The following is a 15,049-nucleotide window of genomic DNA, read 5'->3' as shown; positions in this document are numbered from 1 at the left end:
AATGCGCCTCATCTGTCAATGTCAGTCAGGGTTTGCTCACTCTTAGATACACTAAATTTATCTCTTCTTTTCTTGTTTCGCTATATATTTAGCATACTAAGTACTGAAGAACCAAATATTCTTATTTCAATAAAACCTATCGCCGCAAACAATCATTTTTTTACTATTACTTCTATTCAAAAGATAAAGGGAAGAGATTTATTTTCACCTCATCCCTCTTCCTTGAACCATTCGGCGCAAAAAGCAACTTGAATGCAAATTAGCTTAGACTTAGCATATAGACCAAGTTTCTACATCAAAAAATTCAAGCCGCTCAAATTTTAGATTAGCTTCCTTCTTGAGTAGGGCAATCGCTTCCTGTGTACGTGGACCAATTTGACCATCTATTGCACCCGTGTAGAATCCTTTGCCTTTCAAGTACTTTTGAATAGCTTTTGAGCGATTTCGTATCTCTAAAAGCACTTGTTCACACCAAGCCTGATCTATCGCTTTTCTCAACTCATCTTGTTGATGTTTAATGAATTGTTCATCGAGTAACCCTAATTCATGTGCCAAAATATGGTCAATTTCATCGAGTAAAAACTCAAGTAACGGCTCAGACTGAGCTTTGTGCAGTATTTCCTCTAAGCGATCGGCTTCTGATTCTGTAAGTGTTGGACGGGATGCCAATGTCCAATAGTCGTGAATAATGTTTCTATATTCCAGAGAGTGCTCAACCATTATCTCCATATCGTTCATATTTCCTTCGCTTGGCGTTCCCATGATCTTTGTTGTCACCTCTCGACTCAGCTAAGCCCACTGGTTGGATAGTTGCCAGCAGGTAGTGCTAATCGACTCATCCAATAATCAAGCTGACACCTAGATAGAGTAAAAACTACAACTATCTAGAGTTTCAGTGTATGAAACCTTTGCTATACAAAAGTTTCAGCGCTTTTAGAAATACATTCTTGAACAAGTCTAATGATTAGTGATGAAGTGCCACCACTCGTGACATCTTTTTCTTAAAGATTCCATAAAGAGTGAAGCTCATACACTACAGATAGCGTAAGACCATCAGGTTATTTTTGAGGCAACGTTCATCAGGGCTTGAATATTCTCAATTAAGAGAGCTTATTAAGTTTTAGCCTCAGCCGACTTAAGTAGAATGTCATTAACTTAAGCGAAAAGTAATCGTTCGTAGAAAAACCCTGCTTGGGGGGCTTTCTCCCCCAACCCCAGAGGGGACATTCAGCAAGTGCCAAGTCTATCTCTATCAAGCTTGTAGGCTACTAAGAAGAAACTGGCACTATGGAGGTGTCACATTGAGCATCGATGTTTCACTAGTTTCTGAGGGTGATTTATGGAATAACTTATGACGAACTCAGAGGCAATCAAGTCTACGCCCCCACCGGAAGATTTACCAGAAGACTCGTTAGATACAGCAATCAAGGAGATATTAGGTAAGGGCAATCCTCATTCCTATTCTACAATCACGACAATCAAGAGATTTCTTTTGCAATTTCATCTGGCTTCTCGATTTGAAGCCTATGACATCCTTAACGAAGCCTATATACGCGGGAGAGAATATATTCGTTCTGGAGGAGTTATTAGTAACCCTCACTCATGGCTAAAAGGAACCTGTTTCAACATCATTCGAGAAATAAGCCGGAAACAGAATAAAGAACAGCTCCTCGCTCCTGAGTTTGTGGAATTTGTCCCGGCATTGAGAGCCATAGAAGACTATTTAGTCGCCGAGCGAGATATGGACAGCAACCTTAGAATACTATTCAAGTCCCTTGAAACCCTTAAAAAATCTGACCCAGGCGGTTTCAAGCTTGTATATTTACAAGGGATTGAAGGTTTGTCTTGGAAGGAGATTCGCGATCGCTTAATTCAAGAAGGCGAGAAAGCTCAAAGCGAGCTAGTCTTACGACAAAAAGGATGTCGGGCAAAGAAGAACCTCCGAAAAATTTATCATTCAATGGTGTAAAGCGCGGCTAGGGTTTGCAGGCTGACTTTTTTAACCAATTGTCTGTAAGAAACTCAACCCTGGAGGAGTGAAGATTAGTACATGGGGAATAGGGATTGGGAAGTTGGTGAGAGACTTCCATTCAATGTTCGTGTGCGAAGCTCAGCGTTTGTAGTGGTGTTCCCGTCGTTAGCATGGCAGACATCTAGGCTCTAGGATTTTCTCCATACGAGTGAACAGAGCATGAATTTCAGCGACGATGGGCAGCAATTCTTTCTATGGCTGACTCGGTTTATTGTCTTTAGTGTTAACTCAGCAGAATAGCGTAGGCACTTAATTTTATATTCGGCAATTTTGCGGAAGTTTTACAGCCGCGATCGCATTATCTTTAAGCTACGAGTGTTAAACGCCCTCGGATAATTATGTATTTGTGATAAATGAACAATTTTCCTAGTTTATCACAATAACTAACCCGAAATAAGTGGGTGCTAATCAACATCACGAGAAAAAGTCTGTTAAGAATAAGTATCTTTCTTACTCTTTTGTTACGATAAGTTAAGGTATTTTACAAAAACAGACCTTCGGTTATAGCTACTTATTCCTTACTTAATTCCTAACGATAGAGACCTGATGACTTTTTTCAATCCCGTAGAGCCAATTATCCGCCGCAAGCAGGAAGCACTGGACTTTCAAGATCGTCAAGGGCTGTTGAGCCTTGAAATGAAAATTGGACAGAAGACCGTAATTTCCGTGTTTTATACACGGATTGACCAGGTTTTTGTACTTTGGGGTTTGATTTGTGCCGCGATCTTTGTAACAGCTCAATTCGCTCCAATTAGCTGGGTTATCCAAGCTGGATTGTGGTCAGTTCTCACCTTACTGGGAACAGTCGGTATGGTGGTGTTAACTCACTTTTGGGTAAAGGTAGAACGCCTCAGGTGGGTACTTTGCTGCTGGGTTGCCCTCATGCTTTCTGGTGTTGCCTTAACAGACCTTAGTATTTTTCTAAGCTGGGGACAAATCTTGATGAATCTGTGTCCAATGTGGTTAGGGTTGAGTGCTATTGGCTACATCTGTACAGGAATTGGGATGCGATCGCGTGCTTTTACCTTCGCTAGCCTTGTTCACCTTCTAGGTATTGCTGTTCTCCCTTATCTAGGTAGCTGGCAGTTTCTTTCCACCGGAATTGTAATAGCAGCAAGCTTGTTGGTATTTTCTGGTGTTCAGTGGGATATGCGTCCCCCAGTTCAATATGAGTTCTTAACTCCTGAACAAAAGCGGTTTAATGAACAACAGTATCGTCTGCGTCAGGTTCCAATGTATGTCAAAGCCTAAGTAGAAAAACCTAAGTACAAAGGCTTAAGTACAACGGTTCATTAGGATATTCAACAGAGCAATGTTACGCCACCTTTCATTGCTCTGTTTTTCTCATAAAAAGCTTTATAACTTTTAAAAATTAAACACTTAATTTCATGGCATGATTCTTTTTGTCAGTGGAGCGGGCTTGTTTCTATCGAATGACAACCAGTTATTATTCTTTCTGCCTGTAGAATGAGCTGATTAACTTGGTGAGTTATTCGTCTACTAGACGAATAGCACTTGTACCGGACGGGAGTTATACCGCAGTGACCCATAGCTGTACATCGAAGGAGAGCGATGTCAGATGTACAGACGGTGCAAATAAAAAAAAACAGAAGACTGACTAAAGCGGTGTGAAGTTTTTATCGCTTCCTTCACCTTGTTACTACCAACGGGGGACTAAACTCCCCATCAGAGCGGTCAGAGGTAGTAGACGCTATTGAAGTCTGTCTGGATATGTCATTTTTGAATTCCTTAACATCCTAACTCTTTTTGAGTTAGGGTTTTAGGCTTTGTAAATGTACCTAAGAAATCGGGTATCAATTGAAAAACCTTAGTTCAGAGGATATAGCAGAAAATAGATAAATACTAAGTATAAGTAAAAGTCAGTGAAAACTTATTTTCTCCCCACTGACTTGTTAAGCTTTAACCTATGAGAAGAAAACCGCCAGTAGTCAGTTGCAGCCGAGAATGAACTGCTTATACCTGACGGTTTTGCTCTACACTTCTTTCATCGACTATTTACCAATCTGCTCTTTTCGCTTCCTGGAATGGCTCACCGCTAAAGGGTTGTACCCCAATAATTGGATAAGCATCATCATTCGGGCTAAAAATTCTGCCTACTGCTTCAGAAATATACTGAGCCATGCTTTCAAAGACTTTGTAGATACTCATAAAACTACTCTCCTGATAAGTTCGAGTGAGCTTCTAAATCTAGACGAATGCAATTCTATTCGGCTGTACTTTAATTATGAGTAAATCTAGATAGTTTGCGGTGAATTGCAATATTTGTTTGATTATGTTTGCAATACTTCTTTAGGAATTGAGTCAAGACTAAGATTATTCTTCAAACTAATCAAGTATTTTAAACCTACTTTATCTTCTACAAAGATTTTAGTATCGAGCAAGTGTCTAGGCATATTACATCGCGAACTGGTATCAAACCTCATGAGTCAGCGAACAATTGACTTTGCTAACGCGATCGCACACCAAGCAAGTAAGTTATCACAATCTCCTCTCCCTACATCGGATTTCCCTAAGAGTACCCTTCATACAAAAGCCGATACCAAGTTCTGCTACTCTTGTCCTAAGCGTCACGTCTTTTTAGGTAAAATTACTATTAAGAACTTTATACAATATGTGAAAGTAGGCATAAATTCTTAATGAGTTGACCAACTATCTTTTATTCTGGTCTATCCAGCTAGAGCCGATGATTCTGGAGTAGTTATAGATCAAGTTGACGACATAACCCTTTTTCTCTCACTCCTTACCTAGAGGGAGACTCAGGAGAAAGTGTTTTTAGTAGTTAGTTGAGAGAAGTTAATTTTGGTGTTTACTACTATAATTTAGGACAATAAACCCCAACCCTAACTGGGCAATGAAAACTCTTCCCGATAGAGACTACCTGCACTTGGACAATCCTGCCCTAACAATGAAACTTGAAGACCAGGAACTATCACTAGGTGCCGAAGACTATAGCCTCTTGACTGACCTTTACCAGCTAACGATGGCGGCGTGTTACGCAGGTGAGGGCTTGGCACAACAACCAGCCTCTTTTGAACTATTTGTGCGCCATTTACCCAATAACTTTGGCTACCTGATTGCGATGGGGCTGGCACAGGTACTCGATTACCTAGAAAAGTTTCGCTTTACTCCAGCAGGGATAGAGGCTTTGCAAGCGACAGGAATTTTTGAGGATGCGCCAGCACAATTCTGGGAAATCCTCGCGAATGGGCGGTTTACTGGCGACCTTTGGGCAGTGCCAGAAGGAACGGCAATTTTTGCCAATGAGCCATTTCTGCGGGTAGAGGCTCCACTTTGGCAAGCGCAGTTAGTAGAAACTTATCTTTTAAATACGATCAACTACCAAACGTTGGTGGCGACACGGGCGGCGCGGATGCGGGATGTGGCAGGAGATAAGGCTACGTTACTGGAGTTTGGTACGAGGCGGGCATTTAGTCCTCAAGCCTCGCTTTGGGCAGCACGGGCATCAATGGCGGCGGGATTGGATGCAACATCAAATGTACTAGCAGCGCTGAAGTTGGGGCGTAAACCGACTGGGACAATGGCTCATGCTTTGGTAATGGCGATCGCAGCCGTATCTGGAAGTGAGCAAGATGCCTTTACTGCCTTCTATCGCTATTTTCCCAATTCTCCTCTGTTAATTGATACCTACGATACTCTCAGAGCGGCAGAGGGTTTGGCAAAACGGGTAAATGCTGGAGAAATCCAAGTGACAGGTGTGCGTTTGGATTCAGGGGATTTAGTAGCGCTGTCTCAAAAAGTGCGATCGCTCCTCCCGGATGCCATCATCTTCGCTAGTGGTGATTTGGATGAGTATGAAATTGCCAGACTCAAAAGTGCTGGGGCTTGCATTGATGGCTACGGATTGGGAACACGGCTAGTTACTGGAACACCTGTGAATGGCATCTACAAGCTTGTCGAAATTGATGGCATCCCCACGATGAAGCAGGCAAGTAATAAAGCCACGTATCCTGGACGCAAACAAATCTATCGCCAAACAATTGAAGGGAAATTCACTAAAGATCGATTGAGCTTAGCCTCTGAATCACCCTTGGATTCGGAACACCCCCTACTACAACTTGTGATGAAACAAGGTCAACGCCTACAGCTACCGGAAGCCTTGGAAAACATCAAAAAACGCACAGCAGCAACTGTAGCAAGTCTTTCCGACTCAACCCGCCAACTTAATGACCCAACCCCACTCCCGGTAGAAATTTCTGAAGCATTACAGCAGCTAAAGCAAGCTACACAGCAAAGACACAAACTCGAAGCCTCCTCAAAACGTTGAAGGCTAGAACTTTCAGCCTTCAATTCCACTAACAACAAACAACAACCAACAACTAACATGGTTAACATTGCGTTATTTGGTACCAGCGCTGATCCACCAACTTCAGCTCATCAAGCCATTCTCAACTGGTTATCCTATCACTATGACCATGTAGCAGTTTGGGCATCGGACAATCCGTTTAAAACTCACCAGACACCGTTAGAACATCGGTCAACAATGTTACGGTTACTGATTGAGGACATTTCACCGCCTCGACGGAACATAAGTCTCTACCAAGCCCTCAGTAGCCCCAGAACCTTGGAAACGGTTGAAAAAGCTCGTCAGCATTGGGGAACACAAGTAGACTTCACGTTAGTAATTGGTGCTGACTTGGTGAGTCAAATGCCACGCTGGTATCAAATTGAGAAATTGTTACATCAACTGAAGTTGCTGGTAGTGCCACGTCCAGGCTATGAAATAGACGAGGGAGGTATAGAAGAGTTGAGGAAGTTAGGAGCAGAAGTTGCGATCGCTGATCTTCAAGCACCAGCAGTTTCTTCTACAGCGTATCGTGAGAAGGGTGATCCAGAAGTTTTGACACCTCCCGTTGAGGACTACATCCACAAAGAGCAATTGTACGCATGCCAGGACGCGGCACCAAGCAGGTAAAAAAGCAAGCACTAGCCGACTTTAAAGTTGGAGTTGATAACGTAATCTTTTCCGTCGATACCCAGCAAAACCGACTGCTGGTGCTGTTGGTGATGCGTCAGGATGAACCGTTCTTTAGTCAGTGGAGTCTGCCAGGGACATTAGTCCGCAACGGTGAATCTTTAGAAGATGCCGCGCATCGGATTCTTGCAGAAAAAATCCGGGTGAACAACTTATACCTGGAGCAACTGTACACCTTTGGCGGACCATGTCGTGACCCACGAGAATCGCCTACCAGTTTTGGTGTGCGTTATTTATCTGTCAGTTACTTTGCGTTGGTACGGTTCGAGGAAGCAGAACTGATTGCCGATGGTGTTAGTGGTATTGCTTGGTATCCAATTGAGCAGTTACCAAAGCTTGCCTTCGACCATAATCAAATTCTGGAATATGGTTATCGGCGTCTCCGCAACAAGTTGGAATATAGCCCTGTTGCCTTCGACGTACTACCAGAACTCTTCACCCTCAGCGATCTCTATCAGCTTTACACTACTGTTTTAGGAGAAAACTTCTCAGACTATTCCAACTTCCGGACTCGTCTATTGAAGCTCGGTTTCCTATCTGATACAGGGCTTAAGGTATCACGAGGCGCAGGACGCCCTGCCAGTTTGTACCGTTTTGATGCCGAGGCATTTGCTCCCTTAAAGGATAAGCCACTCGTATTTATTTAACAAACTCGTTTATCTGAGATTGGGAATTGGGAATTGGGCAGCGATTAATGCGTTCGCTCCTCAAGATATTCTCACCTGGTTTCGCCACTGCGGTTACTATATTCCCTGCAACTGAGAACCGCTATAAACGAGCGGCGAAGACAATCAAACAATCACATCGTCCTAGAACCAGGAAGCACCTACCAAAATCAGGGCCTCCCCTGATGCGTCTTATTAATTACGGGCACAACTATCGCACCCAAATCTGGCAGGCGATCGCGTGTTCCATTCTCAATAAAATCTTTGACTTAGCACCCCCCGCTTTAATTGGTGCAGCGGTGGATGTAGTAATCAAGAAAGAGGATTCACTCATTGCACAATGGGGAGTCAAAGATGTCTTTGGGCAACTCCTAATCCTCACTGTCCTTAGCATCATCATTTGGGGGCTAGAGTCCGTTTTTGAATATGCTTATGCAACACTATGGCGTAATTTATCGCAATTAATTGAACACGACTTACGCTTGGATGCCTATGAGCATTTGCAATCTCTAGAACTTGCTTACTTTGAGGACAGGAGTACTGGGGGGTTAATGTCGATTTTGAGTGATGACATTAATCAATTGGAGCGCTTCTTGGATGTGGGAGCGAATGACATCATTCAAGTAACGACGACTTCTATCGTTATTGGCACTGCGTTTGCAATTCTTGCTCCTAGTGTTGCTTGGATGACTATTTTGCCAATCCCCTTTATTCTCTGGGGTTCAGTTGCCTTTCAGCGTCGCCTTGCGCCCCGTTATGCAGAGGTTAGGGAAAAGGTGAGTTTGATTAATGGGCAGTTAGCGAATAATCTTACAGGCATCACGACGATTAAAAGCTTTACAGCCGAAGAATATGAAATCGGGCGGATTGAACGAGAAAGTCAAGCCTATCGACAAAGTAACAGACGTGCGATCGCACTTTCGGCAGCATTCATCCCCTTAATCCGGATGATCATCTTGTTCGGCTTTTCAGGAATTCTGCTTTATGGCGGGATGGATGTTGTTGCTGGGAGGATGGCAGTAGGAACTTATAGTGTGTTGGTGTTCCTGACACAGCGCTTACTTTGGCCGTTGACGCGCTTGGGAGAAACGCTTGATCAGTATCAACGGGCAATGGCTTCGACTACACGGGTGATGAATCTGTTGGATACTCCGATAGAAATGCATCCAGGCGACATTTCGTTACCAGTTGAGCAGGTGCGGGGTGAGTTGGTGCTGAATAATGTTACCTTTACTTACCGCGATCGCCATCCAGTTATTCAAAATCTTTCGCTTCACATTCCAGCAGGTAAAACCATTGCAATTGTTGGTTCTACAGGTTCCGGTAAGAGTACGTTGGTGAAACTACTGTTGCGGTTGTATGAAGTGCAATCGGGAACAATCACCCTTGATGGCATTGAATTGCAAAAGTTGCAGTTGAGGGATTTGCGTCGAGCAATTGGGCTAGTGAGTCAGGATGTGTTTTTATTTCATGGGACAGTACGGGAGAACATCGCCTATGGGACGTTTGATGCTACTCCAGCCGAGGTAATAGCGGCGGCTGAAATTGCCGAAGCTCATGACTTTATCAGCAAACTACCTCAAGGCTATGACACACTGGTTGGGGAACGGGGGCAGAAATTATCGGGAGGACAACAGCAGCGGATTGCGATCGCACGCGCTATTCTAAAGAATCCCCCAGTTCTGATTCTTGATGAAGCAACCTCTGCTGTCGATAACGAGACAGAAGCGGCTATTCAGCGATCGCTAGAGAAGATTACCGCAAACCGGACGACAATTGCGATCGCGCATCGTCTTTCCACCGTCCGCAATGCTGATTGTATCTACGTTATGGAACACGGGAAATTAGTAGAGCAAGGGCGACATGAAGAACTGCTGGAACACCAAGGGATTTATTCGAGTCTCTGGCGTGTGCAGTCGGGTATAAAATGAAATGCGCCTGACCATCACATAACGCAAATCATGACATTCTTTGGTAGTCCCCAACCGGAAACACCAGAAACCAAATGGCGACAGCAACTCAATCAATTCGCCAAAGACAATCAACAAGAACTGGCTGCACTCGCTTGGGGGCTATTTCTGGAACGGGGAGAAAGCGATGAGACGTTAGGAATTGACCTTAACCCGACACCGCATTTCGTCTATTGTCCTAAAACAGCTATAGAAGAATTAAATCGTAAAGCCAACAACCAGCTTCAGGAAATTTTGGGCGTTGTGGATGCTCATCAACCTGAAAAGGAAGTTCTGATTATTGGTATTGGTAACGAGCAACTCAAGCTGATTCAGTTTGAACCCGAACCCCCACCTCCTGCTTGCTTTGAGCAAGTTGCTAAGGATGTCGATACATTACTAGAACAGTTACAGCAGCGCCTAACTCAGCAACTAGAGAGTTGAACAATTAACTTATAGCAAAAGGCAGAGGGCATCAGGTAGAGGGCAGAAGAAATAAGGATTTTCATTCATTCGTTGTGAGCCACAGCGCATGGTGTCTATCTTGAAAATAGACTTTCAAGATAGGTCGATTTGTCTTTTCTCAGAACAAGATGGGTAAATGTCAGGAAGCCTCCTACATGGGTATGTAAGAAAGCGATCGCAATCTACTCCAGTTACATTGAAAAACTTTCGGAATTTAACCTGAGCCAGTTGTAGTTCACCCTAAAGACACTAGAGGTAAAGGGTTGTGACTACAGTTCTAGTGGTAGAGGATGACCAGACCCAACAGTTGATAATCTCCAAACACCTGACAAAGATTGGGCTAAATTTGATTTTTGCTGAAGATGGCATTGAAGCCTTGTCCCTAGCAGAAATTCATTCTCCTGAACTGGTGATTCTGGATATTATCATGCCTCGAATGAACGGCTACGAAGTCTGTCGGCGTCTCAAGTCGAAGAACACAACTCCTAAGCCTGCTGTACTGATGTATTCCAATAAGACAGAAGAATGTGACTTCTATTGGGGAAGCAAGCAAGGCGCTGATGCTTATGTTTCCAAGCTTTGTCATCCTCAAGAACTCATCAATACTGTTAAATATTTGTTAAGAGAATAGTAATAAGCGGTAGCGGCATTCTAAGTTGCTTGATGAAGGTAAGCCCTTCTTTGTTTACCGTTGACCGTTAATTGTTGAGTGTTAGCTAACTGGGATTAGGGTTAAATAACTAGAATGCGATCGCCAATCAGAGTAAGGATTTGAACAGCCCAGCTCAAGATAGTCGAAATCAGCAGTGGGTAGTCAGTGCAGCACAAGCCAAGCAACGTATTGAGCAAGGAGCAACTATTCTTGATGCTCGCACTTACTTGGAATGGCTGATGTGTCATGTCCTGGAGGCAGTTCATGTCAATTGGAAGCACTTTTCCCAACAGCAATCACCTGATAAGGGCAAACTACTTGAGAACCTAGAAATTCTGGAACAAAAGCTTCGTAACCTTGGTATTAGCAATACTAGACCAGTCGTTGTCATTGGTAATCCGACTCACCCTTGGTATTTTGGTGAGGAGGGACGAATCGTTTGGATGTTACGCACCCTCGGACATCCATCAGCCGCCTTTGTGGATGGAGGCTATACAGCTCTTACCCAAGCTGGTGTTCCTACTACATTAGGCTTGAACCAACCCATTGCTGGAGACTTTGTTGTTAAGGCAACTGCCTTGTGGTCAATCCATCGTGATGAACTTCAAGCTCATCTTTCTGTTCAAAGTGCCTCTAAGAAGTTGATTGTAATTGATACACGTTCACTCCGTGAATTTGCTGGAGCTACTCCCTATGGTGAACAACGTAGAGGACATATACCTGGCGCTGTCCAGTTCTACTTTAAAGACTTAATAGATACTAAAGGATACTTACTTCCCCGTAATCAGATTATTGATAAACTCAACCACTTTGAGATAAAGCTTGATACTCCAATTGCTACTTACTGTACAGGTGGAGTCCGCTCAGCATTCTTTACTGCTGTATTAGCTGATTTAGGTTTTACTAATGTCAAAAATTATCCAGGTTCTATGTGGGAATGGTCAGCCGCAGCACCATCCAGTTGTCCTTTAGAGTGAACATCTATCCTGCTGATAAAGCCTAAGTCAAAATTGCATCAGTCTATACAAACTCACAGAAAGCGACGAGAAGACCTTTATTTTCCTGTCAATTCCCAATTCCCAATTCCCGAAAACCCAATTCCCAATTCCCGAAAACCCAGAACATTACCTCAAGTAATCGGTGTCTCCCATGCAGCATTCCATGTCATCGGCCCTAACAATCCATCAGGCTTTAGCCCTTTTTCCTGTTGGAATTTGATCAGGACTTCGTGACAACGTTCTGTGAAACTGCCATCGTCTCCTTTTCCCGTTGAGCCAGTATCACCAAAATTCCAGCCTCTGGAAATCATTCGCAACTGCCATGTCAAAACATCATTACCACTCATCAGAGGACTTGTTAACGTAATATAACGTCCTGGCCATACAGGGTATCCAAGCTCAGGTTGAGGGCGAGATGTATCTGTATATAGGGGTCTACCAAAGCCTAAGATATTCTTGATAGAACGCTTACGGCGCATGACCTGTCCGCCATTGGAGTTGTTATTACTGCCTGTGTTCCCTTCAATACAGGTCACATTCGCCTTATCATGAACAACCTCAACGATACCAACATGGTCAGTCGTTCCGTCATCATCCCAATCGAAGAAGGCAAGGTCACCAACTTGCGGTGCTTTAAAGAATTGACCTTGCTCTTTAAACCATTTGACACCAGACGGACAATATGAGAAGCCTTTTGGTGTAGTGATTTCTAATGGCAACTGAGCATCGTAGAAGCAGTATGAGACAAAAATGGCACACCACGGTACATCATTCATTCCATACCAGGCACCGAATTTGTTACGGTTGCTGTTAGGCGGCGACTCGGTGTAACCAATCTCTCGTGCTGCTCTTCCCAGTACATCTACAGCCGTCGTCATTGTTCTCCTCTAGGGCTGATTCCGGTAGATTTTTTCCTAGTGTCTCACAAACGACAAGTCCTCCTACTGATACGGACTCAAGTATTGAGGTGGTTATGCTTTCTGATAAGTTTCGTCGCCAGTTGCGTCAAGAAGCAGAACAATGGCGAACCGAGGGAATAATTGATGATTCTGTGTATGAACAATTATGCGATCGCTATCAATTTAATGACCTTGAAACCTCTGCCCGTAGCCGATTCATCGTGATTTTGCTGGGGCTAGGTAGTGTCCTGTTGGGCTTAGCGATTATCACTTTCGTCGCGGCGAACTGGCAAGCGTGGTCACGGGGGGTAAAGGTGACATTGCTCCTGAGTGGCTTTATTGGTGTCAATACAGCGGGTTTCTACCTCTGGCGGCATCCAACTGAGCGATGGCAACGCCGTTTTGGACAGGGATTATTACTCTTAGGGGCGCTGATTTTAGGGGCAAATATGGCTCTGATGTCTCAGATGTTTCATCAGAGTGGGCTACTTTATCAGTTGTATCTGGTTTGGGGATTCGGCGTTTTGACAATGGCGTACAGCCTACGGCTAACGATGTTGGGAATTTTGGCAATTCTTTTAATTGCACTTGGGTATGTGCAGGGACAGCCAGAATTTGTTGCAATTGGTGAGTTTCCCTGGCTACGGTTTGTAGTGCAACATATGCCAGTGTTAGCCGCTTTAATGTTTATCCCATTGGCTTACTGGTGCCGTTCTCGCTGGATTTTTCGCCTTGGTGCGATCGCAACTATATATTTTCTAGAAGCGAATTTAATCCGATTGAATCTATTAGGTTCTCCACCTTGGACAGCTGCAGTTGCCTGTGCGCTACCACCTGCACTTTTATGGGGATACAGGGATTCTCTATGGGGCCAGTGTTCACCGAAGGCTCAATCATTCGACAGTACAGCCCGTAGTCTTGCTATCACCTTCCTCAGCCTTCTGTTCTTTCTCGCATCGTTCTATGGATTATGGAGTACCTCATTGGTGCCTTCAGCCAATGACACTTCACTAACCCTTCCTCCTCCAGTCGATATACTGCTCTTAGCGGGTTGGACAGTTTGGGAATGGGTACAACTATTGCGTCGAGTCGATTTAACCAACCTTCTTGTCGCGAGTATGATTACCGTCAGTGCTTTAATTCCCTTTTGGCATCTGAGTAGCGGTAGGCTTGCAATTATAGCTACGCTAATCTTCAACTTGCTCTCATTCCTGCTCTCCACTGGTTTAATCCGTGAAGGATTAGCACAGAGTCAGCGCCGCTTTTTCTGGGGAGGTATGGTACTGCTAACCCTACAAATTTTTAGCCGGATGCTGGAGTACAACACCGACTTACTCTTCAAATCATTAGTCCTGTTCCTCTGCGGACTTGGTGTCATTGCTGCTGGACTATGGTTTGAGCGTTACCGAACCAGGCATTCACAAGTAGATGGGTGAAAATAAATAGTGCTAGTGCAGCGCGGCAGAAATAACCCACCACTGAAAAAAGGTTAAAAACCTTACTGTACAAACTTTCTTACCTTCTGCATTCTGCCTCCTTACTTCTGCCTTCTTGCACTAGTGCAGCGCGGCGGAAATAACTATCCAGTTAGACATTGGCTAAATAGTCCACCTCGAAATCAATCCGAAGTCCCAACTCGAATGACCTTAAATTCTGAATCTCCTAAGCCCACACCTAGATGGCGATTTTGGGTACCTATCGTCTTTCAAACAGCATTGATTCTCGCTGTTCCAGCCAAAGCCGTTTACACCCAGCTAACTGGTAAAACCGTTATCCTCCAGACTGTACCAGTAGACCCTTACGAACTGTTGCGAGGCTACTCCCAGACACTAAGATATGATATTTCCCGCCAAAACAGCTTAAGCAAGCTCCCAGGTTGGGAGGAATTGCCCAAGCAACAGCCTAACGGAAATAACTTTGCTTTGATTGAACCGGGTACTCGTTTTTATGTAATTTTGGCAGCACCAACCAAGCCAACCCTAGGTAAACTCCCACAAGCTTGGAAACCTGTCGCAGTTAGTACCCAGCGCCCCTCCCAACTACCAGCAAATCAGGTTGCCCTTAAAGGGCTGGCTGAAAAAGGTTTTATTCAGTATGGGCTGGAAACTTACTACATCCCTGAAGACCAGCGACAGCAGATTAACGCTGACTTAGGGGCAACCCGGCAAGCCAACTCAACACAGTCTCCACCGACGGCACCCCAAACCAACCCAACTCAGTCATCACAGACACCACCAGTTGTTATGGAAATCAAGGTGAATGCTCAAGGTGATGCTGTGCCAGTAAGCCTTTGGGCGCGGGTTGGCGAAGCCTCAGACCAGAAGATTCGTAACTATCGGTTTTAGTAAATACACCCCCACTCCTTGCGCTGACTC

General features: G+C 44.3%; 15 protein-coding genes. 12 read left to right on the top strand and 3 right to left on the bottom strand.

Annotation, left to right across the window (positions count from 1 at the left end; genetic code table 11):
* Positions 1 to 252: hypothetical protein (locus tag H6F98_RS33110; protein ID WP_206759655.1), on the top strand; the 252-nt coding region annotated here is incomplete at its 5' end.
* An 18-nt stretch (positions 253 to 270) separates the two neighbouring features.
* Here the strand turns inward: H6F98_RS33110 and H6F98_RS15170 are convergent.
* Entirely contained in the window at positions 271 to 777 is a 507-nt protein-coding gene (locus H6F98_RS15170) for a peptidoglycan-binding protein (RefSeq protein WP_192219531.1), read from the bottom strand.
* A gap of 574 nt (positions 778 to 1,351) precedes the next feature.
* On the opposite strand from H6F98_RS15170, the gene H6F98_RS15165 reads away from it, so the two are divergent.
* The gene (locus H6F98_RS15165; RefSeq protein ID WP_192219530.1) at positions 1,352 to 1,969 is read left to right on the top strand and encodes an RNA polymerase sigma factor; all 618 of its coding nucleotides are present in this window, start codon (positions 1,352 to 1,354) and stop codon (positions 1,967 to 1,969) included.
* A 609-nt stretch (positions 1,970 to 2,578) separates the two neighbouring features.
* Positions 2,579 to 3,283 carry a hypothetical protein gene (locus H6F98_RS15160; RefSeq protein ID WP_192219529.1) on the top strand — a complete coding sequence of 235 codons (705 nt, stop codon included), beginning with the start codon at positions 2,579 to 2,581 and terminating at the stop codon, positions 3,281 to 3,283.
* A 765-nt stretch (positions 3,284 to 4,048) separates the two neighbouring features.
* On the opposite strand, the gene H6F98_RS15155 is transcribed toward H6F98_RS15160, so the two are convergent.
* Complete coding sequence (locus tag H6F98_RS15155) at positions 4,049 to 4,201, bottom strand: hypothetical protein (RefSeq protein ID WP_192219528.1); 153 nt, start codon at positions 4,199 to 4,201, stop codon at positions 4,049 to 4,051.
* 757 nt (positions 4,202 to 4,958) lie between these two features.
* Between H6F98_RS15155 and H6F98_RS15150 the strand changes: the two genes are divergently transcribed.
* The 7 genes from H6F98_RS15150 to H6F98_RS15120 all read left to right on the top strand — a co-directional run bounded on the left by H6F98_RS15150 (position 4,959) and on the right by H6F98_RS15120 (position 11,754).
* Positions 4,959 to 6,338 carry a nicotinate phosphoribosyltransferase gene (locus H6F98_RS15150; RefSeq protein ID WP_192219541.1) on the top strand — a complete coding sequence of 460 codons (1,380 nt, stop codon included), beginning with the start codon at positions 4,959 to 4,961 and terminating at the stop codon, positions 6,336 to 6,338.
* 57 nt (positions 6,339 to 6,395) lie between these two features.
* Positions 6,396 to 6,986, top strand: coding sequence for a nicotinate-nucleotide adenylyltransferase (locus H6F98_RS15145; protein ID WP_192219527.1), 591 nt, complete (start codon positions 6,396 to 6,398; stop codon positions 6,984 to 6,986).
* Complete coding sequence (locus tag H6F98_RS15140; RefSeq protein WP_192219526.1) at positions 6,959 to 7,693, top strand: NrtR DNA-binding winged helix domain-containing protein; 735 nt, start codon at positions 6,959 to 6,961, stop codon at positions 7,691 to 7,693. Before H6F98_RS15145 ends, H6F98_RS15140 begins: the two co-directional genes overlap by 28 nt.
* A gap of 203 nt (positions 7,694 to 7,896) precedes the next feature.
* Positions 7,897 to 9,642, top strand: a complete 1,746-nt coding sequence (locus tag H6F98_RS15135; RefSeq protein WP_199348503.1) for an ABC transporter ATP-binding protein — start codon at positions 7,897 to 7,899, stop codon at positions 9,640 to 9,642.
* A 30-nt stretch (positions 9,643 to 9,672) separates the two neighbouring features.
* The gene (locus tag H6F98_RS15130) at positions 9,673 to 10,104 is read left to right on the top strand and encodes a hypothetical protein (protein ID WP_192219524.1); all 432 of its coding nucleotides are present in this window, start codon (positions 9,673 to 9,675) and stop codon (positions 10,102 to 10,104) included.
* A 286-nt stretch (positions 10,105 to 10,390) separates the two neighbouring features.
* Complete coding sequence (locus H6F98_RS15125) at positions 10,391 to 10,756, top strand: PleD family two-component system response regulator (protein WP_192219523.1); 366 nt, start codon at positions 10,391 to 10,393, stop codon at positions 10,754 to 10,756.
* Positions 10,757 to 10,896: 140 nt separating this feature from the next.
* Complete coding sequence (locus H6F98_RS15120; protein ID WP_242058542.1) at positions 10,897 to 11,754, top strand: sulfurtransferase; 858 nt, start codon at positions 10,897 to 10,899, stop codon at positions 11,752 to 11,754.
* 152 nt (positions 11,755 to 11,906) lie between these two features.
* Here H6F98_RS15120 and H6F98_RS15115 read toward each other — a convergent pair whose 3' ends face one another.
* Positions 11,907 to 12,653 (bottom strand): CHAP domain-containing protein, encoded by a 747-nt coding sequence (locus H6F98_RS15115; protein ID WP_192219522.1) that lies wholly within the window; start codon positions 12,651 to 12,653, stop codon positions 11,907 to 11,909.
* Between the two features lie 95 nt (positions 12,654 to 12,748).
* Between H6F98_RS15115 and H6F98_RS15110 the strand changes: the two genes are divergently transcribed.
* Together H6F98_RS15110 and H6F98_RS15105 are read left to right on the top strand one after the other, a co-directional pair.
* A complete protein-coding gene (locus H6F98_RS15110; protein ID WP_192219521.1) occupies positions 12,749 to 14,110 on the top strand; it encodes a DUF2157 domain-containing protein in 1,362 nt (453 codons plus the stop codon).
* A gap of 204 nt (positions 14,111 to 14,314) precedes the next feature.
* Entirely contained in the window at positions 14,315 to 15,019 is a 705-nt protein-coding gene (locus H6F98_RS15105; protein ID WP_192219520.1) for a GDYXXLXY domain-containing protein, read from the top strand.
* The last annotated feature ends 30 nt before the right edge of the window (positions 15,020 to 15,049 follow it).

Source organism: Microcoleus sp. FACHB-SPT15 (assembly GCF_014849525.1).
Taxonomy (GTDB): Bacteria; Cyanobacteriota; Cyanobacteriia; order Cyanobacteriales; family Coleofasciculaceae; genus Symplocastrum; species Symplocastrum torsivum.
The sequence above is the reverse complement of the archived record's forward strand: the minus strand, read 5'-3'. Positions and strand labels throughout refer to the sequence as shown.